This window comes from Actinokineospora lacus (assembly GCF_053813445.1).
Genome location: NZ_JBQERA010000006.1, coordinates 268,683 through 288,892, shown reverse-complemented (window position 1 = coordinate 288,892; position 20,210 = coordinate 268,683). Strand labels below are relative to the sequence as shown.

Sequence of the window (20,210 nt, the reverse complement as noted above, 5' to 3'; positions counted from 1 at the left end):
ACGAGGCGATCGCCAGGCTCCAGCGCTTCTGGACTGAGGGCAGCTGATCAAGTGACAGCGGCGCGTGTGAGTGGGTGGGTAGGTTGCTGCGCATGATCGAGGAGACCGTTAGCGCGTCGGACATCTGGACGCGGTTAGTGGGCTGACGGGCAGGCCAGAGAGCTGCTGCTGACCTGTACGATCCCCACTCAGCGTGGGGGTGGAGGAATGAGCGAACCGGGCTACCGGCCGGGGTTTGGGGTCGAGGAGCAGCGCAACTCGCCGTTCGTGTTGGTGGCGATTTTCGGGGTGGTGCTGGTTGGGGTGTTGGCGATCGCGCTGGTGGGGCGGGCTTTTTCCGGGGGGTTCACCACCGTGCTGCCGGGGGTCGCGGTGGCCGAGGGGGGCAAGGTCGTTCCGCTGGAGCAACGGGCGAAGGCGGCGTTGGAGGAGAACGCGGGCAACCGGTTGATGGACCCGGGGTCCGCGCTCGACGACGTCGCCTGTGAGTTGCCGCGGCTCGTCACCGACCCCGCCGGGCTCGACGCCTACTACCGCGACGCCCTCGCGTGTCTTGACCAGGCGTGGACCGCGCCGTTGAGGGCGGCGGGCAAGCCCGCTCGGTCGCCGAAGCTCACCGTCGAGGACAGCGCGGTCGGGAAGTGCGGGTTCGCTCCCGACGAGGAGGACGCCGTCGCCTTCTACTGCGACCGCGACGAAGTGATCTCGATGCCGCGCACCCGGCTGGTGACCGACGCGGGCGACGACGCCGGAATCCACCTGGCCGTGCTGGCCCACGAGTACGGCCACCACGTCCAGGCGCTCTCCGGCATCCTCGGCACGGCCGAGCGGCGCGAGCGGGACGCCGACGAGTCCGAGGTGCTGGAGCTCTCCCGGCGGGTCGAGCTGCAGGCGAACTGCTTCGCCGGGCTGTTCCTCGCCGCCGCCCAGGACCGCGGGGACATCAGCGCTGAGCTGGCCCAGGAGGCCATCGACGGCTTCGCCTACGTCGACGACAGCGACAGCCACGGCAGCGCCGACAACCAGCACAGCTGGGCGAAGGCGGGCTACGAGGGCGAAACCACCGCCGACTGCGACACCTGGTCCGCGCCCCCGTCCGAGATCTCCTGACGCCAGCGCGCCAGCACCCGGTCGACGTCCCCCCTGATGCGCTCGCGGGCGACGGCCCGCGGGACCCCGGCCATGAGCATGGCGTCGTAGTCGGTCTCCTCGTGCCGGATCGCCGCGACGACGGCGAGGGTGACGGCCTGCTCGTCGAGCGCCTGCCCGGCCGCCGACCGCCCGACCCGGCCGCTGCTGCGCACACTGGCGTGCTCGGCGATGGCGGCCGCGCGCTCGCGGGCGAGTCCGGGGAACAGCACCGCGATGCGCGAGGCGAACGCCTCGGCGAAGGCGACGTCCTGATCGGCGCGCCGGACCCGGTCGCGGGCCCGGCGGCGCTCGCGGGCGTCCTCGTCGGCCAGGCACTGCTCCTCGGCGGCGTCCAGCGCGGCCCGCTCGACGAGCGTGCCGCAGCGGATGAAGCGCTTGCGGGGCTTGTGCCAGGTCATCACCACGGCGGCCAGCCCGCTCGCGCGCCGGGCGCGCCGGGTGAGGGCGGCGTCGCCGGAGGGCAGGAACACCAGGTGGTCCATGTCCGCGCAGGACAGGCACACCGGCTGCTCGTCCTCGACGAAGTGGTGGTCGCCGGTCTCGCGGCACAGCGAGCAGTGCCAGCGCTTGTCGGGCCGCACGGCGACCGGGTCGGGCGGGGTCCGCTCCTTCGCCGCGATCCGCGCCTTGCGGGCGGGGGAGAGGGCCGGATCGGTCCAATGTGTGCGGAACGGCCGGTCGTCGTCGCCGAAGCGCAGCGCCCGCCCGTCCAGGCTCGCCGCTCGGTACTCCACTTCGGACGCGACAAGGCCGCGCGAGCGCGCCCAGGCTCCCAGCAGGGCCACCGCCTCGGCCAGCTTGGCGGGCGGGACGGACGCGGCCGAGGACAGCCGCTCCACCCGGCCCTGCCGCCACGACTCCACCGTCCGCGGCGAGACCCAGCCCAGCCCGGCCAGCACGTCGACCGGCGCCACGGTTCCCTTGCGCCGCACCAGTTCCTCGGCCACGACCCGCACCCGGGTGGACAGCGCCGTCACGCGTCCTCCGCGAACGCCCGGTACGCGGGCCGCAGGTACTCCACCAGCGGACGCCCGCGCACGATCACCGGCAGCGGGTCCAGCCGGTCGAGCACCGCGCCGGGATTCCCGGCCGCGGGCGGCGGCGCGGGCACCACGGGCCCGGCCGCCCAGAAGTCCTCCGGCGCCTCCGGCAGCGGGTCCGGCCCCGGCTCGGCGGCGACCGTGGCGTGTCCACGCCGCGCGCGCAGCCCGTCGAGCAGCTCTTGGCGCGCCCGCCCGCGCCAGGACAGGATCTCGAACGGGTCGGCGTCGAAGGACTCGGCCAGCAGGTAGCACGTCGCCGCGAGGTGCTTGCACGGCACTTCCCAGTCCGGGCACGAGCAGTCCATCGACAGCTCGGTCAGCGAGTTCGGGAACAGCCGCAGCCCGATCCCCTCGAAGACCTCCTCGATGCCGGTGGGCATCTCGCCCGCGAGCAGCTTGGCCATGTACAGCGCCTGCCCGGCCAGCGCCTGCTCCACCGACCGCCACTGGTCCGCGGTGAACGCCTTGACCCCGATCCGCACCCGGTACGGCGCCGACCGCGAGCCCTGCACGGTGGCCACGACGATGCTGGTCGACAGCGACAGGCTGACCACCTGCCCGGCTCGCGCGTACTGCCGCCCGCGGGCGAGGCGCCCGCCCATCCCGAGTTCCTCCAGCACCTCGATGAACCGGCGCGACCACCAAGTGCGCGCGATCTCGCCGCGGGTGCTGCGCGCCCGCAGCCCGTTCTCCACCTTGATCGTGCGGTTGGGCGCCTCGCGCCACCACTCGTCCTCACTCACCGACGGCCTCCGCGGACAGCGAGACGACCTCGCGCAACTCCTCAGTGGACAGTTGGGTCAGCCAGTCCTCGCCCGCGCCGACCGCGAGCCGGGCGAGCGCCTTCTTGCGCTCGATCATGGCGTCGATCTTCTCCTCCAGCGTGCCGATGCACATGAGCTTGCGGACCTGCACGTCGCGCCGCTGGCCGATGCGGAAGGCCCGGTCGGTGGCCTGGTCCTCCACCGCGGGGTTCCACCAGCGGTCCAGGTGGATGACGTGGTTGGCCGCGGTGAGCGTCAGCCCGGTGCCGCCCGCCTTGAGCGAGAGCAGGAAGATCGAGGGCCCGTCGCCGGACTGGAACCGCTCGACCATGGCGTCGCGGCGGGCCTTGGGCGTGCCGCCGTGCAGGAACATCACCTCGGTGTCGAAGCGGGCCGCCAGGTGCGGCACGAGCATCCCGCCGAACGCGGCGAACTGGGTGAACACCAGCGCCCGGTCCCCGTCGGCGAGCACTTCCTCCAGCGTCTCCTCCAGGCGCAGCAGCTTGCCCGAGCGCCCGGCGATGCGCGAGCCGTCGCCGAGGTACTGCGCCGGGTGGTTGCACACCTGCTTGAGCCTGGTGATCGTGGCGAGCACCAAACCCTTGCGCTGCACACCTTCGGAGTCGTCGACCTTGCCCATCATGTCGTCGACGACGGCCTGGTAGAGCGAGGCCTGCTCCGCGGTCAGGTTGCACAGCTGCTTCATCTCGAACTTGTCGGGCAGGTCGTCGATGATCGTCGGGTCGGTCTTGACCCGGCGCAGCACGAACGGGCCGGTGACGCGCCGCAGCCGGGTGGCGGCGTCCTCGTCCCCGTAGCGCTCGATGGGCACGGCGAAGCGGGCGCGGAAGCGGTGCACCGAGCCGAGCAGGCCGGGGTTGGCGAAGTCCATGATGGACCACAGCTCGGCGAGCCGGTTCTCCACCGGGGTCCCCGTCAGCGCGATCCGGTGCCGGGCGGACACCGCGCGCACGGCCCGCGACTGCCGCGACGCGCTGTTCTTGATGTTCTGCGCCTCGTCGAGCACCACGCGGTCCCACTCGCGCTCGGCCAGCGCGCCGGAGTCGCGGGCGAGCAGGCCGTAGGTGGTGATCACCAGGTCGGCGTCGTCCAGTGCCGCGGCCAGTTCGGCGCCGGTGCGGCGCTCGCTGCCGTGGTGGACGTGGACGCGCAGCGCGGGGGTGAACTTGGCCGCCTCCCGCTGCCAGTTGCCGACCAGCGACATCGGGCAGACCAGCAGCGTCGGCGCGCGGCCCGGGGTCTGGCGCGACAGGGCCTCCAGGGCCAGCAGCTGCACCGTCTTGCCCAGGCCCATGTCGTCGGCCAGGCACGCGCCCAGGCCCAGGCGGTCCAGGAACGCCATCCAGGCCAGCCCGCGCTTCTGGTACGGCCGCAGGTCCGCGCCGAACCCGGGCGGCGCCTCCACCGGCTCCAGCCTGCTCTCCATCCGGCCGTTGAGCAGGTCGGCCAGCCAGCCGTCGCCGCCGATGCCGACGACGGGGGCGGGCAGCAGCGGGTCGTCCGGCGGCAGCGCGGCCAGCGCCAGCACGTTGCCCGCGCTCGTGCTGCCCACGGCGGACTGCCGCAGGAAGGCCAGGCCCGCGGCGAGCCTGCGCTGGTCGAGGAGCACCCACTGCCCGCGCACCCGCACCAGCGGCACCTTCGCCGCGGCGAGGGCGTCGAGCTCGGCGGCGGTCAGCGTGGTGTCGCCGACGGCCATGTCCCAGCGGTAGTCGACCAGCTCGTCCTTGCCCATGCCGCCGCTGGTCCCGGACACCACGCCGGGCGCGCCGGGACTGCTGGTGGTCAGCTTGAGCCCGACCTCGGTCGCCGCGCTCTGCCACCACGACGGCAGCAGCACGCCGAACCCGGCCTGGTCCAGTTCCCCGGCGCGGGTCAGGAATTGGTGCGCGCCCGCGGTGTCGAGGGTCAGCCCGGTCGGGTGGGTCTCGCGCAGGGCGTCGTCGATCTCGCCGATGACCCGGCCCGCCCGGCCCAGCTCGGCCAGCAGCAGCTCGGCGGGCTGGGCGACCCAGCGGCGCAGCACGTTCTCCCCGCCGTCCCACACCTGGCCAGCTGGGACCAGCACGCTCGGGTCGTCGGCGGCCTGGAGCAGGAACTCCACCGACCAGTCCTCGCCGCCGTCGGGGGAGTGCAGGCGGAAGCAGGCGCGCACCGGGCCGTCGTGGGAGGCGCTGGCCCGCCACTTGTCCAGGGTGGCGGCGAGGCGCTCGGTGGCCGGGGCCGGGGCGTCCACGGTCGGGTCGCCGGTCAGCGCGTCGAGCAGGGCGCAGGCCGCCTGGTCGTTCGCCAGCCCGCCGGGGGCGAGGTCGAGGTCGCCCGCGCGCTGCCGGGCGATGGCGTCGACCAGGGTGTTGAGCACCGAGCCGAGAACCGTCGCCGGGGTCAGCGCGTCCTCGCCGACCTGCTGCGCGCGCAGAGCGGGCGGCATGGACTCGCGCAACCGGGCCAGCCGCGCGGAGTCCGCGCCCGTCGGCGCGGGCCGCCACCGGGCCTGGCCCGACGCCGTCAGCGCGGGCAGCACCCGCCCCCGGGCGACCAGGTCCTCGGCGAACTCCCGCAGTTGGACCAGGTAGCGGGCGCTGGCGCCGAGGCGGACGTCCTCGGGCTCGGGCACGGCCGCGGTGGTGGCCAGCCCGGTGACCAGCCACGGCCGCAGCCGGACCGCGCCGCGCGGGGCGGCCGCCTCCGTCAGCGGGTCGCGGGCCAGCTCCGGGGAGGCCACCGGCGCGGAGGGGTGCGAGGGCAGCAGGGCGCGCACGGTCAGCGCGCTCCCCTCGACGCCCAGCCGCCGGGCCAGCTCGTCGGCGGGCACGGCGAACGGGTGCTCGACGACGGCGCGCGCCGCCTTGCCTGCTCTGCGGTCGGGGCGCGCGGAGTCCTCGGCCCAGAGCACGACCTTCCCGTCGGCCGTGCCCAGGCAGTGCAACGCCAACACGACGGTGACTGTACCCAGCGCCTACGACAGTGAACGCAGCAGGAACTCCCAGGCGAGCGCGGACATGAAGGCGCGCTGGGCGTTGTCGGCCGCCGCGCCGTGCCCGCCTTCGATGTTCTCGTAGTACATCGGGGTGTGCCCCTGCTCGCGCATCCGGGCGGCCATCTTCCGCGCGTGCCCGGGGTGCACCCGGTCGTCGCGGGTGGAGGTCGCGAACAGCACCGGCGGATAGGTTCGTCCACTCTGGACCAGGTGGTAGGGCGAGTACTGCTGCAGGTAGGCCCAGTCCGCGGGCTCGTCCGGGTCGCCCCACTCGGCCATCCACGACGCGCCCGCCAGCAGCAGGTGGTAGCGGCGCATGTCCAGCAGCGGGACCTGGCTGACCACCGCGCCGAACAGCTCCGGGTAGCGGGTCAGCATCACCCCGGCCAGCAGCCCGCCATTGCTGCCGCCCTGCACGCCCAGCTTGCCCGGCGGGGTCACCCCGCGGGCCACCAGGTCGCGCGCGACCGCGGCGAAGTCCTCGTACGCGCGCGGCCGGTTCTCCCGCAGCGCCGCCCGGTGCCACTCGGGCCCGTACTCGCCGCCGCCGCGGATGTTGGCCACCACGTACGTCCCGCCGCGGGCCAGCCACGCCCGGCCCATCGCCGCGTTGTACGCCGGGGTCAGCGCGATCTCGAACCCGCCGTAGCCGTAGAGCAGGGTCGGGCCCGGGGTGCCGTCGGAGACGACGAAGTAGGGCACCCTCGTGCCGTCGTCCGAGGTGGCGAAGTGCTGCTCGACGCTGAGCCCGTCGGTGTCGAACAGCGCGGGCGCGGACTTGACGACCTCGGTCGCGCCGCCGACCGTCCCGTGCACCAGGGTCGTGGGCTGCAGGTAGCCGCTGGAGTCGAGGAAGTACTCGTCGTCGCGGTCGGGATCGGTGTCGATGACGTGCGCGGAGCCGACCTCGGGCGCGCCGGGCAGCTCCGCGCGGGTCCACGTCCCCGGGGTGAGGACCTCCAGCCTGCTCTTGACGTCGCGCAGCTCGCTGAGGATCAGGTGGTTGAGCGTCCAGGACCAGCTCTGCAGCGAGGTGTGGGCGTCCGGCTCGAAGACCATGGTCAGCTCGCGCGAGCCCGCCAGGTAGGCGTCGAAGTCCGCGGCGAGCAGCGAACCGGCGGGGTAGGTGGTCTCGCCGACGGTCCACGCGGTGCGCGGGTGCACCAGCAGCCACTGCCGGTGCACCGAGGTCGTCGCGTCGTCGGGGACCTCGATGCGCACCAGGTCGCCGGTCGGCGTGAGCAGGTAGTCCTCGCTGGTGAAGAAGTCCGGGTAGCGGCCGACGAAGTCGCGCTCGTAGCCGGGGGTGTGGTCCCGGTAGGCGGTGACGGTGACGTCCTCGGGCTTGCCCTCGAACACCGTCACGGCCTCGGTGACCGGCGTGCCGCGGCGCCAGCGCTTCATCACCCTGGCGTAGCCGGAGGTGGTCAGCGAGCCCTCGCCGAAGTCGGTGCCGACGTAGACGTGGTCGGCGTCGATCCAGCCGACCTTGGTCTTGGCCTCGGGCAGGGTGAACCCGTCGGTGACGAACTCCCGCGTCCGCAGGTCGAACTCGCGCACCACGGTGGCGTCCGCCCCGCCGCGGGACAGCTCCACCAGGGCGAGGTGGTAGTCGGGGCGCAGCACGGCCGCGCCCTTCCACACCCAGTTCTCGCCCTCCTGGGCGCCGAGCGCGTCCACGTCGAGCAGGACGTCCCACTCCGGGGAGTCGGTGCGGAACTGATCGAGCGTCGTGCGGCGCCACACCCCGCGCGGGTTGTTCGCGTCCTGCCAGAAGTTGTAGAGGAAGTCCCCGCGCCTGCGCGGGTAGGGCACGCGGTCGTCGGCGTCGAGGACTTCCAGGATCTCCCGCTCGATCTCGGTGAACCGCCCGCCGCCGGTGAGCACCGCCGTGGTCTCGGCGTTGCGCTCGCGGACCCATCCCAGCGCGTCCTCGTCGGTGACGCCCTCCAGCCACAGGTACGGGTCGTCGGTGTTCGTCATGGCGCCAGTGTGCCATCGGGGACAGGCACCCTGGCCTGCTCGACGGTAGCGTTGCCGCCGTGCACATCGGATTCGCCGCGCCCGTCTCGGGCTCCTGGGCCACCCCCGACAACCTCGTGCGGATCGGGGTCCGCGCCGAGGAGCTGGGATATCACTCGCTGTGGAGCTTCCAGCGGCTGCTGTCCCCGCCCGGCGGCGACTGGGGGCCGATGTACCGCAGCGTGCTCGACCCGGTGGCGGCCACGGCGTTCCTCGCCGCGCGCACCAGCCGGGTCCGGCTGGGCATCGCGGTGCTCAACCTGCCGTTCTTCGCCCCGCCGCTGCTGGCCAAGCAGCTGGGCACCCTCGACGTGCTCAGCGGCGGTCGGCTGGACGCGGGCCTCGGCATCGGCTGGGCCGACGAGGAGTACGTGGCCGTCGGCGCCGACCGGCGGGCCAGGGGCAGGCGCGCGGAGGAGTACCTGCCGCTGCTGCGCCGGTTCTGGACCGACCGCGTGGTCGAGCACACCGGCGAGTTCTACCGCGTGCCCGCGACCAGCATGGACCCGCGGCCGGTGCAGGCCGGCGGCCCGCCGATCCTGCTGGGCGGGGCCGCCGCGCCCGCCCTGCGCCGCGCGGGCCGCCTGGCCGACGGCTGGGTGAGCAGCAGCCGCGCCGACCTGGCCGAGATCGGCGAGTCCGTCGCCGTGGTGAAGGCCGCCGCGGTCGAGGCGGGCCGCGACGCCGACGCGCTGCGGATGGTCTGCCGGGGCGTGGTGCGGGTGGGCCCGGCCGAGGCCGAGCGGCGGCCGCTGACCGGCTCGCTCGAGCAGATCCGCGGCGACCTGGGCAGGCTCGCCGAGCAGGGCATCACCGAGCTGTTCGTCGACCTCAACTTCGACCCGGCCATCGGCTCACCCGACGCCGACCCCGCCGAGTCGATGCGCCGCGCGGAGGACGCGCTGACCGCGCTCGCGCCATGAGTACCTGATCGGACTAGAAACAAAAACCGGCGGTTGATCGACTCCCCCAGGGAATCTCAGTGGGAGGACCTTGATGCGGCGCGGAGTTTTCCTGCTGTTGTCCGGAGTGGTGGTGTCCGCCGTCGTCGGGCCCTCGGCGTCGGCGGCGCCGTCGCCCGCCCGGTACGCCCCGGCCGACGACCACCGCACGGGCAGCAACCCGTTCCGGGTGGCGCTCGGCGACCTCGACGGTGACCGCGACCTCGACGCGGTCACCGCCGACGCCAGCGCGGGCACGGTGTCGGTCCTGCTCAACACCGGCACGGGCTTCGCCGCCGCGGTCTCCTACAGCGCGGGCAGGAGCCCCACCGACATCGCCGTCGCCGAGGTGAGCGGCGACGGCCGCCTCGACGTGCTGGTCACCGACAACGCGGCGGACTCCGTCGTCGTGCTGCGCGGCAACGGCGACGGCACGCTGGCGCCGCGCCGGGAGTGGCCCACCGGGCGCATCCCGCAGGGGCTCGCGGTGGGCGACGTGACCGGCGACGGCCGCGTCGACGCGGTCACCGCCAACGTCGGCGCGGCCACCGTGTCCGTGCTGGCGGGCCGCGGCGACGGCACCTTCGCCGCGCCCGCGCACCACCCGGTGGCGGGGGCGGCGTTCGGCGTGGCCGTCGCCAGGGTCGACGCCGACTCCACGCCGGACATCGTGGCCGTCAACGTCGGCACCGGCACGGTGTCGGTGCTGCGCGGGACCGGTGGCGGGACGTTCGCCCGCTTCGGCGCCGCCGGGGTGGGCGCGCAGCCGTTCGCCGTGGCCGCGGCCGACCTCGACGGCGACGGCCGGACCGACCTGGTGACCGCCGACGCCGCCGCGAACGCCGTCTCGGTGCTGCGCGGCCGGGGCGACGGCACGTTCACCGCCCGCGTGGCCTACCCGGTGGGGGAGTCACCGCGCGGGGTCGAGGTCGCCGACGTCAACGCCGACGACACGCCCGACCTGGTCGTCGCCAACACGTGGGGCGCGTCGGTGTCGGTGCTGCTCGGCGTCGGCGACGGCACCTTCACCGGTCGTGCCGACCTCGCGGTGGGCCCCGGCGCCCAGGGCGTGCGGGCCGTCGACCTGACCGACGACGGAAACCCCGACATCGTGACCGCGAACTCCTCGGCCAACCACGTGTCGGTGCTGCGCAGCACCAACGAGCCGCGCGCGGACCTGCGGGTCGGGCTGGCCGCGAGCGGGTCGGTCACCTTCACCCTGTCGGCCACGGCGGAGGGGGGCTTCACCGCCGCCCGGCTGCGCCTGACCTACCCGTCGTTCCTGCGCTCGCCGGTCGCCTCCGGCTGCGCTATCGATACCTCCGCGCGGACGGTGACCTGTGACCTCGGCGCCATCCCGCGCGGCACGACGGCGACCCGCACGGTGCGCCTGTCCACGGGATTCCTCTCCAGCGGCACCGGCGCCGTCACGGTCAGCAGGGTGAGTTCCACCCCGACCGACGCCAACGCGGCCAACGACTCGGCCTCGATCACCTGCCGGGCCTCGCTGGGCAGCCTCGACTGCTGAGGGGGACAAGGCCGTGTTTCAGGTGTGGAGCACGGCATAGCCGCGCCAGTCTGGCCGCTGGCGGCACGGCCGGATGCGCCCGAATACGACACCGGTATTAGGCGATCCCGCCGCACCGCAGGCGGCCGGACTGATCACGACTCTCCCGCACCCCACATCTGAAACGCGGCCTAGTCCCGCCATCCCGCCAGGTGGGCGCCCTTGGCGACGTCCACCCGCACGCCGAGGTCGAGTTCGGCGCGGCCACCCGGAGCCAGGTCGAGGCGCCAGGTGACCCGGCCGAGGTCGTCGCGCTCGGCGGGGTCCGGGCGCAGCGTCACCTCGCGCACCACCACCGACTCGTGCCGCGAGACCGGCAGCTGGTCGATCACCGCGATCCTGGCCCGGCGCGGCCCGTGGTTGACGACGGTGATCTTGTACCCGGCCTCCAGCCTGCGGGAACCGCCCAGCACCGCCTTGCCCGCCGAGCGGCGCACCAGCTCGCGCTCCACCCGCACCCGGTCGTCCACCCCCAGCGCCAGCTCCAGTTCCTCGCCCGGAGCCCACACCGCCAGGTCCGTGACCCCGACGTACTCCGCGTCGTGGAACAGCGCCGCCCGGCCCGGCCGCAGCGTGTGCTCGGTGGTGTTGGCCACCGTCGCGCGCAGGTACACCTCCGGGCCCTGGATCGGCGCGGTCACGTGGTCGACCTGGGCGGAGAGCTCCAGCACCGCGACCGTGGCCCGGTGCGCGGAGCCGTCGGCCGAGACCGCGACCGGGCGCCGCGGCCGGTACGTGCTGGCCGTCGTGCCGTGCTCGACCGCAGCGGTGTCCACCGCCATCTCCGGCATCGGCCTGCCCGCGGTGGCCGCGAGCCGGGGCATCGCCGCGCTCGGCGCCATCGGCACCACCGGGCTGAGCACGTCCAGGTACCACGGGTCCAGCTCGGGCACCGCGACCCCGGCCGCCGGGCGCGCGGTGGACAGCGCCAGCTCGCAGGCGGGCCAGTCCTCGCCGGTGTGCTGGGTGAGCAGGGCGTACCAGCTCACCGTCAGCCGCTCGCCCGCCAGCCGCACGTCGTAGCGGGACTCCCAGCCCGCGCCATCGACGACGTAGGACACCTCCAGCTCAATCTCGCCCTCGCCGCGCAGGTCGACCGCGACCGCCACCCGGTCCGGCTCGGCCTGCCCGGCGCGGTCGTTCAGCAGCCGGGTCACCTCGGCGCGCTCGGCCAGCACCCGCTCGCGGGCCACCGCCACCTCGCGGCGTTCGCCGAGCACCCGGGCCAGCTCGCCCGCCAGGCCCTCGCCCGCCGCGGCGATCCGGGCGGCGTCCACCTCGCCGCGGGCCAGTGCCTGCGCCAGCGTCCCCGCCGCCCGCCGCGACACCCCGCTCAGCAGCTCGATCCGGGTGGCCAGCACGGCGTCGGTGTCCTCGACCTCGAGCATCGCGGTGTCCAGCGACTCCTGCCGCTCGCGCAGCTCGACCGCCACGGGGTCGATGCTGAGCGGGTGCCGCTCCGGCATGACGTCCACGCCCAGCACCGTGGCCGCGCCCGTCCCCGCGACCCGCACCGAGTCCGGGTGCAGGGCGGCGGGCAGGCCGGTGACCAGCACCTGGGTGTCCCCGGCCGTCAGGCGCACGCGTCCGCGCCTGGTCACCCTGGCCTGTCCCGGATAGACGGTCACGGCCGTGATCGGTGCGTCGATGCTGGTCACGCCGCGAGATTACCCCGTTCCGCCGCGGTCCTCTGTGGACCATCCGGCCGACTCTTGACAGCGGTGGTCAGGGAGGTGAGGGTGCACTCGGCCCTGTCGAAAACCCCCGCCGACTTGGAGTGGTTCATGAGACGTGCGCGATCCGCCGTCATTGCCCTGGCCGCAGTGGTGTCCCTGCCGGTCATGCCTGGAGTGGCCCAGGCCGATCCACCCGCTCCGGTGTTCGTCGACGGGCAGGCACAGCCCGTGTTCGACCCCGCCGACGTCGTCCGCGAGTCGCTGTGGGTCACCGCGCCCGTCGACAGCGACCGCGACGGGCTCGACGACAAGGTCTACGTCGAGGTCGTCCGGCCCCGCGCGACCGAGGCCGGGATGAAGGTCCCGGTGGTCTACCAGGCCAGCCCGTACTTCTCCGGCGGCAACGACGTGGCCAACCACAACGTCGACGTCGAGCTGCACGTCCCCGGCCGCCCCGGCGCCCACGCGGGCCGCGGGCCCCTGCACTCCTCCGTCGGGCCCAAGCCCGCGATCACGTGGCGCTACGAGCAGTACTTCACCGCCCGGGGCTTCGCCGTCGTCTACGGCGAGTCGCTGGGCACCGGCAAGTCGACCGGCTGCCCGACCACGGGCGGGCTCAACGAGACCATCGGCGCGCGGTCCGTCGTGGACTGGCTCAACGGGCGCGCGGCGGGCAGCGACGCCGCGGGCGCGGGCGTCGGGGCCGGGTGGAGCACCGGCAAGGTCGGCATGATGGGCGTGTCCTACAACGGCACCCTGCCCAACGCCGTGGCCTCCACCGGCGTGGACGGGCTGGAGACCATCGTGCCGATCGCGGCCATCTCCAGCTGGTACGACTACTACCGGTCCGACGGCGCGGTCGTGGCGCCCGGCGGGTACCAGGGCGAGGACGCCGACGTGCTGGCCGACTACGTCCACACCCGCGCCGACCGGGCGGTGTGCCGACCGGTGATCGATGAGCTGCTGGCCGAGCAGGACCGGGTCACCGGCGACTACAGCCGCTTCTGGGACGAGCGCAACTACCTCGACGACGCGCACCGCGTGGACGCCTCCGTGCTGGCGGTGCACGGCCTCAACGACTGGAACGTGAAGATGCGCCACGTCGCCCAGTGGTACGAGGCGCTGAAGCGGCACGGCGTCGAGCACCGGATCTGGCTGCACCAGGGCGGTCACAGCGACCCCTTCAACGTGCGCCGCGACGCCTGGCTGGTGCTGCTGAACCGGTGGATGTCGCACTACCTCTACGACGTCGACAACGGCGTCGAGCGGGAGGCCAAGTCCACGATCCAGCGCGAGGACCGCACGTGGTCGGACGAGGCCGAGTGGCCCGCTCCCGGCGCGGCGCCCGCGACGCTGTACCCGAGGGCGGGCGGCGAGACCACCGGCGGGCTCCAGACGCGCAAGGGCGGGTCGGGCCGCGAGTCGCTGACCGACGACGCGACCAAGCGCGCCGAGGACCTGGCCGCCGCGGCGGCCTCACCGCATCGGCTCTCCTACGTCACCCGGGCCTCGGACACGCCGCTGCGCGTCAGCGGGACCGTGCGCGCGGACCTGCGCCTGTCCTTCAGCCGACCGGCGGCGAACGTGACCGTGCTGCTGGTCGACCGCGCACCGGACGGCACCACCAAGGTGATCACCCGCGGCTGGGCCGACCCGCAGAACCGGAACAGCCACTGGCGCTCGATGCCGGTCAAGCCGGGGCACGCCTACGACATCCGGGTGAACTTGGAGCCGGATGACTACGTGCTCGCCGCCGGGCACCACCTCGGCGTCGTCGTGCTGTCCAGCGACCACGACTACACGCTGCGGCCCGCTCCCGGCGCTGGCGTGACCGTCGACCTGGCCAAGAGCGACATCACCCTGCCGGTCGTGGGCGGGCGCGCCGCCTTGGCCGACGCCGTGGGTTAAACCTGCGGTTGGAAATGATTTGACCAGTGGATTTGCCGGAAAGTCTTCCACTGGTCGGGGTGTCCGTGGTGACATCAGCTGTCTTCTTGTCACAACGGAGGTGGCTGAATGCGCAGCTTCTTATCCATCGCGGGCACCGTGACCCTCGCGGCGGCGTTCCTCCTCACCGGGGCGAACGCCGCCGCTGCGGCGCCCGCGTTCCAGGTGCCCTTCCCCTGTGGCCAGGTGTGGTCGGGGCAGACCCGCACCAACCACAGCCCGGCCAACGCCATCGACTTCAACCGCACCAACGACGACGGCGACCCGGTGGTCGCCAGCGCGGGCGGGCGGGTCAGCCGGGTGGAGAACACCGGGTCGACCAGCTACGGCCGGTGGGTCGAGATCGACCACGGGTCGGGTTGGCGCAGCCGCTACGCCCACCTGTCCAGCCAGCGCGTCTCCGTCGGCCAGACGGTCTCGCGCGGCCAGACCATCGGCACCGTCGGCACGACCGGCGGGTCATCGGGCCCGCACCTGCACTTCGAGCAGCTGCTCAACGGCTCCGCCCAGCGCGTCGTGTTCAACGGGTCGCAGGCGCTCTACTGGGGCACGCGCAACTACACCAGCCAGAACTGCGGCGGGGGCGGGAATCCCTACACCCCGGAAGAGGTCTGCGGCAGCGGCTACTCCGTCATCGACTCCGCCGCCCTAGGCACCTCGGGCCGCGTCTACCTGCTGTACAACTCCGGCACCAACTGCGTCGCGACGATCAAGAGCGTCTCGGTCGGGACGCCGTCGGCGGTGTCGGCCTTCCTTGAGGTCCAAGGCGGAACCCGGAGCACCGACTCGGGCTCGTTCGCCTACTACGCGGGCCCGGTCACCAAGTCGGCGCCAGGGGACTGCGTGAAGTGGGGCGGCTCGGTCGGGTCGGCTTCCTACACCAGCGCGTTCGAACACTGCGGCTGAGCAGGGTAGCAGGTCGGCCCGGTTCGCCGGGCCGACCTGTCCACAGGCGTTGACTTGTCCACAGGGGACCGATCGGGTCCTTTCCGGCTGGTTCGTCCATCCGCGACAGTGGACGCATGACGACAGCACTCGATTCGACCCTCTCCCTGGACGACGGCGGCGACCTGGTGGCCGCGATCCCGCACCTGCTCGGCTTCCACCCGAGCGAATCCCTGATCGTGATCACGCTGGTGGAAGCCGACGAGCTCCAGGTGGGGGCGGTGTTCCGCGTCGACCTGCCGCCTGAGCGACATCGGGCCTCGCTCGCGGGACACCTGGCCGGGCTGGCCGTCACCCACGGAGCCGAGCGGGCGCTGGCGGTGGTCGTGGCCGGGTCCGGCAGCCCGCCGCACAGCCTGCCGCACCGGCGGCTGGTCACCGACGTGATCCGGGCCTTCGCCGCGGTGACGATCCCCATGGACCACACGGTGTGGGTGCCCGCGATCGAGCGGGGGGCCACGTGGTGGTGCTACAACCACCACCGGTGCTCGGGAAAGGTGCCGGACCCGGAGACCTCGGCGCTGGGCGTGGCGATGCTGGTGCGGGGAGCGGTGAAGTACTCCAGCCGGGCCGAGCTGGCCGCCACCCTGGCCCCTGACCCGCCGGAGGTCGTGGACCGGCTAGCCGCGCTGATCGATAGCCGCGCGGGCTCCTCTGCGGCTGACCGCTCCATTGTCGACAGTGCGCTGACCGTCTTCACTGTCCCGGCGGACGCCGAGCAGGAACTGTATGACGACGTCGTGCTGGACCTGTACCACGCGCACACCCCTCCTCCGGAGGAGTTGCCGTCCCTGCCGGAGGAGGAGCTGGCTGATCTGGCGTTCGCCCTGTACGAGGCCGACGTCCGGGGTTACTGCCAGACGCTCGCCCTGACACCCAGTGCAGCGGCGGCGGAGCGGCTGTGGACCTACTTGGTCCGCTCGCTGCCGACGCCCGACCGGGCCGAACCCGCGTGTTTCCTGGCGGTGTCGGCGTACATGCGGGGCAATGGCCCGTTGGCCCGGGTCGCCCTGGACGTGGCGTTGTCGGCCAGCCCGGGCCACCACTTGGCGGGCTTGCTGACCGCGGCGCTGGACGGGGCGATGACCCCGCTGGAACTCCGCGACATCCTGGGCCAGGCGGGCGAGATGTAGCCGGGCCCTCAACGTCAGCCGGTCAGGTGGGTCTGGGTGAACTCCCAGGCGTCGCCGACGATGGTGGGGAGGTCGGTGCGGCTGGGCTTCCAGCCCAGGTTCTCCGTCGCGGCGGCGGAGGAGGCGATCAGCACCGCCGGGTCGCCCGGCCTGCGGGGCGCGAACTCCGCCGGGATGGGGTGGCCGGTGATGTCGCGGCAGGTCTGGACGACCTCGCGGTTGGAGAAACCCGTTCCGCTGCCCAGGTTGTAGATCTGGTGCCTGCCCGCCGCCGCGTGGTCCAAGGCCAACTGGTGGGCGTCGGCCAGGTCCACCACGTGGATGTAGTCGCGCACGCAGGTGCCGTCGGCGGTGGGGTAGTCCTCGCCGTAGATGGCCAGCTTGTCGCGGCGGCCCGCGGCGACCTGCAGGACGATGGGGATCAGGTGGGTCTCGGTCGTGTGGCGTTCGCCGAAGCGGCCGTAGGCGCCCGCGACGTTGAAGTAGCGCAGGCTCACCGCGGCCAGGCCGTGGGCGGAGGCGTACGAGGTGATCGCGTGGTCGATCGCCAGTTTGGTGGCGCCGTAGGTGTTCGTCGGCCGGGTGGGGGCGGTCTCGGTGATCGGGACCGCCTCCGGCTCGCCGTAGGTCGCCGCCGTGGAGGAGAACACCAGCCGCGGGGTTTCCGTGGCACGCATGGCATCCAGCAGACGCAAGGAGGTGACCACGTTGCCCGACCAGTACTTGCCGGGGTCCTGCATGGACTCCCCGACAAGGGACTTCGCGGCGAAGTGCAGCACGCCGTCGAAGCCCTCGGCGAGCAGTTCCCGGGCCGACACGGCGATGTCGGCGCGCACGAAGCGGGCGCCGTCGGGCACGGCGTCCTCGTGCCCGGTCGACAGGTCGTCGACGACGACGACCTCGTGCCCCGCCTCGACCAAGCGCGCGGCGCACACGCTGCCGACATATCCGGCTCCACCGGTCACGAGCAACTTCACCGTGGTCCTTGCCTTCCTGTTCCGGGTCGCCCTGTACTGGATCGCCCTGTACTGGGTCGCCGTGGTCTGGATCGCCCTGGTCTGGACCGGCTCAGCGGTCGCGGCCCGCGCCCGCGGACGGGGCCGCGGTGAACAGCCGGGGCTCGGGCAGCGAGCGCTCGGCGTAGGCCGCGCGCACCGCCGCGCGCACGCCGTCGCCGCGCTCGATCGGGACGAGGGCGATGGCGGACCCGCCGAAGCCGCCGCCGGTCATCCTCGCACCCAGCGCCCCGGCGGCCAGCGCGGCGTCGACCGCGACGTCCAGCTCCAGGCAGGACACCCGGTAGTCATCCCGCAGGCTCACGTGCGAGGCGGTCAGGTGCGGCCCGATCCCGGCGAGATCGCCCGCGCGCAGCGCGTCGACCGTCCGCAGCACCCGCTCGTTCTCGGTCACCACGTGCCGGACCAGCGGGCGCAGGTCCTCGGGCACCCGCTCGGCATCGGCGAGGGTGGCATCGCGCAGCGCGGGCACGCCGAGCAGGCCCGCGGCGCGCTCGCAGCCCGCCCGCCGCTCGCCGTAGGCGGAGTCGGCCAGGGAGTGCTTGGCGCGGGTGTCGACCACCAGCACCTCAAGACCGCTGGCGGCGGCGTCGAAGGGCACCTGCTCGCCCTCGCCGGAGCGCACGTCGAGGAACAGCGCGTGCGCGGCGACGCAGCGCAGCGAGGCCGTCTGGTCGAGCAGGCCGGTCGGCGCGCCGACGAAGTCGTTCTCCGAGCGCTGCACCCACCGGGCGATCTCGTCCAGCGTCGGGCCGCCCGCGCCGGGGGAGCGGTCGGCGAGGCCCAGCAGGGCCAGCGCGACCGCGCACTGCAGCGCGTGCGAGGACGAGAGCCCCGCGCCGCTGGGGACGTCGCCCGCCACCACGAGGTCAGCCCCGCCGGTGATGCCTTCGTGGCGCAGCGCCCAGGCGACGCCGCTGGGAAACGCCGCCCAGCCCGATACCCGGCCGGGTTCGAGGGCGGCCACCGCGATCGGTCCCGCGCTGTGGGCGGTGCCGTCATCGCCGATGGTGGTCACGGTGAGGACGCCGTCGGCGCGCGGCGAGGCGGCCACCGCGCAGCGGAACGGCAGCGCGAACGGCAGGACGAAGCCGTCGTTGTAGTCGGTGTGCTCGCCGACCAGGTTCACCCGGCCCGGCGCCGACCAGACGCCCGCCGGGGTCCGCCCGCAGCGCTCGGCGAACGCCGCGGCGGCGCGGTCGGCCTGGTCGGTGATCGCGTCGTCCAAGCGGGTCACCGAGGCATGGCCAGCACGGCGTGCAGGACCGCGGGCGGGAACATCGCCGACCCGTCGTCGCCGGTGACCTCGATGACGTGCCCCTCGCCGCGCGCGGCGGAGACGCGGACCACCTGGCCCGGGGTGATCCCGGCCCGCTTGAGGTCGGACATCAGGTCGGAGTCGGGCTGGATGTGCTCGGCGATGCGGCGCACCACGACGTTGCCGCCGCCGCGCCTGGCCACCTCGTCGAGGCGGACGAGACCGGCCTCCACCGGCGGGGCGGGCTCGCCCTCGCCCAGTTCGTCCAGGCCGGGGATCGGGTTGCCGTACGGGGACGTGGTCGGGTACCCGAGGAGCTTGACCAGCTTGCGCTCCACGGCCTCGCTCATCACGTGCTCCCAGCGGCACGCCTCGGCGTGCACCTGCTCCCACTCCAGGCCGATCACGTCGACCAGCAGGCGTTCGGCGAGGCGGTGCTTGCGCATGACGGCGATGGCCAGGGACCGCCCGTGGTCGGTCAGCTCCAAGTGCCGGTCACCGGCGACGATGACCAGCCCGTCGCGCTCCATGCGCCCCACCGTCTGGCTGACCGTCGGGCCGCTCTGGCCCAGCCGCTCGGCGATCCGGGCGCGCAGGGGGACCACGCCTTCTTCCTCCAGCTCATAGATGGTCCGGAGGTACATCTCGGTGGTGTCGATGAGCTCGTTCACGGCCGGTTCCCCTTCGTCCCCTTACATCCTAATCGTTGGCATAACCCGCAGGCGGCCCGGTCACGGGCCGCGCTCGGGCAGGATGGGCAGGTGACTGAGACCACCCGTGCCCTGGTGTCCCCGGCCGACATCGCGTCCCTGCTGGACGGTCCACTAGCGCCCGCGCTGCTCGACGTCCGATGGCGCCTTGGCGGGCCTTCTTGTCGGCCGGACCACGCCGCGGGCCACCTTCCCGGTGCGGTGTTCGTCGATCTGGACAGCGAGCTGGCCGCCCCACCCGGCGATGGCGGCCGCCACCCGCTGCCCGAGCCCGCCGCGCTGCAGCGGACCCTGCGGGCGGCCGGAGTGCGGACCGACCGCCCTGTCGTGGTCTACGACGCCGACAACGGCATGGCCGCCGCCCGGGCCTGGTGGCTGCTGCGCTGGGCGGGCCACGACCGCGTGGCCGTGCTCGACGGCGGCTACGCGGCCTGGACCACCGCGGGCCTGCCGGTCAGCGCCGACGACCCCGCGCCCGAGCCCGGTGACATCACCGTACGCCCCGGCGCCATGCCCGTCCTCGACGCGGAGGACGCCGCCGCCCTGGCCCGCACCGGCATCCTGCTCGACGCCCGCGCCCCGGAGCGCTACCGCGGCGAGGTCGAGCCGGTGGACCCGCGCGCGGGGCACATCCCCGGCGCGCTCAACGCGCCGTTCGCGGGCAACACCGACGCCAACGGCCGCTGGCTGTCCCCGGACGCCCTGGCCGCGCGCTTCACCGCGCTCGGGGTGCCCGCGGGCGCGACCGTCGGCGCCTACTGCGGGTCGGGGGTGTCGGCGGCGTCGGTGGTCCTCGCGCTGGAGGTCGCCGGGGTCACCGGCCCCGGCAGGCACGCCGCGCTCTACGCGGGCTCGTGGTCGCACTGGTGCGTCGACCCCGAGCGCCCGGTGGCCACCGGCGCGGAGCCTTAAGTCCGGGGCCTGAGAAGTCCCGGGCCTGGGAAGTCCGGGGCCCTGAAAGCTCAGGAGGCCCGCCCGCGTCACACCCGGAGGAATGCGCCCGCATGGCTGTTGACCACGTTGTTTTCCTTGAGC

General features: G+C 73.8%; 15 protein-coding genes. 7 read left to right on the top strand and 8 right to left on the bottom strand.

What is annotated here, in order from left to right; all coding sequences use genetic code 11:
* The first annotated feature begins 207 nt into the window (after nucleotides 1–207).
* On the top strand, nucleotides 208–1,110 hold the full coding sequence (locus ACTG9Q_RS17205) for a neutral zinc metallopeptidase (protein WP_455573801.1): 903 nt from the start codon (nucleotides 208–210) through the stop codon (nucleotides 1,108–1,110).
* Here ACTG9Q_RS17205 and ACTG9Q_RS17200 read toward each other — a convergent pair.
* The 4 genes from ACTG9Q_RS17200 to ACTG9Q_RS17185 are packed head-to-tail and all read right to left on the bottom strand — an operon-like array spanning nucleotide 1,047 to nucleotide 7,943.
* On the bottom strand, nucleotides 1,047–2,129 hold the full coding sequence (locus ACTG9Q_RS17200) for a DUF2293 domain-containing protein (protein ID WP_455573800.1): 1,083 nt from the start codon (nucleotides 2,127–2,129) through the stop codon (nucleotides 1,047–1,049). The genes ACTG9Q_RS17205 and ACTG9Q_RS17200 overlap by 64 nt on opposite strands.
* Complete coding sequence (locus tag ACTG9Q_RS17195; protein ID WP_455573799.1) at nucleotides 2,126–2,938, bottom strand: SWIM zinc finger family protein; 813 nt, start codon at nucleotides 2,936–2,938, stop codon at nucleotides 2,126–2,128. The genes ACTG9Q_RS17200 and ACTG9Q_RS17195 overlap by 4 nt, the downstream gene beginning before the upstream one ends.
* Complete coding sequence (locus ACTG9Q_RS17190; RefSeq protein WP_455573798.1) at nucleotides 2,931–5,918, bottom strand: SNF2-related protein; 2,988 nt, start codon at nucleotides 5,916–5,918, stop codon at nucleotides 2,931–2,933. The genes ACTG9Q_RS17195 and ACTG9Q_RS17190 overlap by 8 nt, the downstream gene beginning before the upstream one ends.
* 21 nt (nucleotides 5,919–5,939) lie before the next feature.
* Complete coding sequence (locus ACTG9Q_RS17185) at nucleotides 5,940–7,943, bottom strand: prolyl oligopeptidase family serine peptidase (protein WP_455573797.1); 2,004 nt, start codon at nucleotides 7,941–7,943, stop codon at nucleotides 5,940–5,942.
* A gap of 59 nt (nucleotides 7,944–8,002) precedes the next feature.
* Here ACTG9Q_RS17185 and ACTG9Q_RS17180 point away from each other — a divergent pair, with 59 nt between their 5' ends.
* Both ACTG9Q_RS17180 and ACTG9Q_RS17175 read left to right on the top strand, forming a co-directional pair.
* A complete protein-coding gene (locus tag ACTG9Q_RS17180) occupies nucleotides 8,003–8,905 on the top strand; it encodes an LLM class flavin-dependent oxidoreductase (protein ID WP_455573796.1) in 903 nt (300 codons plus the stop codon).
* Nucleotides 8,906–8,978: 73 nt separating this feature from the next.
* A complete protein-coding gene (locus tag ACTG9Q_RS17175) occupies nucleotides 8,979–10,451 on the top strand; it encodes an FG-GAP repeat domain-containing protein (RefSeq protein ID WP_455573795.1) in 1,473 nt (490 codons plus the stop codon).
* A 170-nt stretch (nucleotides 10,452–10,621) separates the two neighbouring features.
* On the opposite strand, the gene ACTG9Q_RS17170 is transcribed toward ACTG9Q_RS17175, so the two are convergent.
* Complete coding sequence (locus ACTG9Q_RS17170; RefSeq protein ID WP_455573794.1) at nucleotides 10,622–12,148, bottom strand: mucoidy inhibitor MuiA family protein; 1,527 nt, start codon at nucleotides 12,146–12,148, stop codon at nucleotides 10,622–10,624.
* A gap of 126 nt (nucleotides 12,149–12,274) precedes the next feature.
* On the opposite strand from ACTG9Q_RS17170, the gene ACTG9Q_RS17165 reads away from it, so the two are divergent.
* From ACTG9Q_RS17165 to ACTG9Q_RS17155, 3 genes are all read left to right on the top strand, one after another.
* A complete protein-coding gene (locus tag ACTG9Q_RS17165) occupies nucleotides 12,275–14,074 on the top strand; it encodes a Xaa-Pro dipeptidyl-peptidase (RefSeq protein ID WP_455573793.1) in 1,800 nt (599 codons plus the stop codon).
* A 108-nt stretch (nucleotides 14,075–14,182) separates the two neighbouring features.
* Entirely contained in the window at nucleotides 14,183–15,019 is an 837-nt protein-coding gene (locus tag ACTG9Q_RS17160) for a M23 family metallopeptidase (protein WP_455573792.1), read from the top strand.
* Between the two features lie 116 nt (nucleotides 15,020–15,135).
* A complete protein-coding gene (locus tag ACTG9Q_RS17155; RefSeq protein ID WP_455573791.1) occupies nucleotides 15,136–16,191 on the top strand; it encodes a DUF4192 domain-containing protein in 1,056 nt (351 codons plus the stop codon).
* Nucleotides 16,192–16,205: 14 nt separating this feature from the next.
* Here the strand turns inward: ACTG9Q_RS17155 and galE are convergent, their stop codons facing one another.
* The 3 genes from galE to ACTG9Q_RS17140 all read right to left on the bottom strand — a co-directional run bounded on the left by galE (nucleotide 16,206) and on the right by ACTG9Q_RS17140 (nucleotide 19,136).
* Nucleotides 16,206–17,168, bottom strand: coding sequence for a UDP-glucose 4-epimerase GalE (gene galE, locus ACTG9Q_RS17150; RefSeq protein WP_455573790.1), 963 nt, complete (start codon nucleotides 17,166–17,168; stop codon nucleotides 16,206–16,208).
* Between the two features lie 91 nt (nucleotides 17,169–17,259).
* Nucleotides 17,260–18,444 carry a galactokinase gene (gene galK / locus ACTG9Q_RS17145; protein ID WP_455573789.1) on the bottom strand — a complete coding sequence of 395 codons (1,185 nt, stop codon included), beginning with the start codon at nucleotides 18,442–18,444 and terminating at the stop codon, nucleotides 17,260–17,262.
* Nucleotides 18,441–19,136, bottom strand: coding sequence for a metal-dependent transcriptional regulator (locus ACTG9Q_RS17140; RefSeq protein WP_455573788.1), 696 nt, complete (start codon nucleotides 19,134–19,136; stop codon nucleotides 18,441–18,443). The genes galK and ACTG9Q_RS17140 overlap by 4 nt, the downstream gene beginning before the upstream one ends.
* Nucleotides 19,137–19,226: 90 nt before the next feature.
* Between ACTG9Q_RS17140 and ACTG9Q_RS17135 the strand changes: the two genes are divergently transcribed.
* Nucleotides 19,227–20,087, top strand: a complete 861-nt coding sequence (locus ACTG9Q_RS17135; RefSeq protein ID WP_455573787.1) for a sulfurtransferase — start codon at nucleotides 19,227–19,229, stop codon at nucleotides 20,085–20,087.
* The last annotated feature ends 123 nt before the right edge of the window (nucleotides 20,088–20,210 follow it).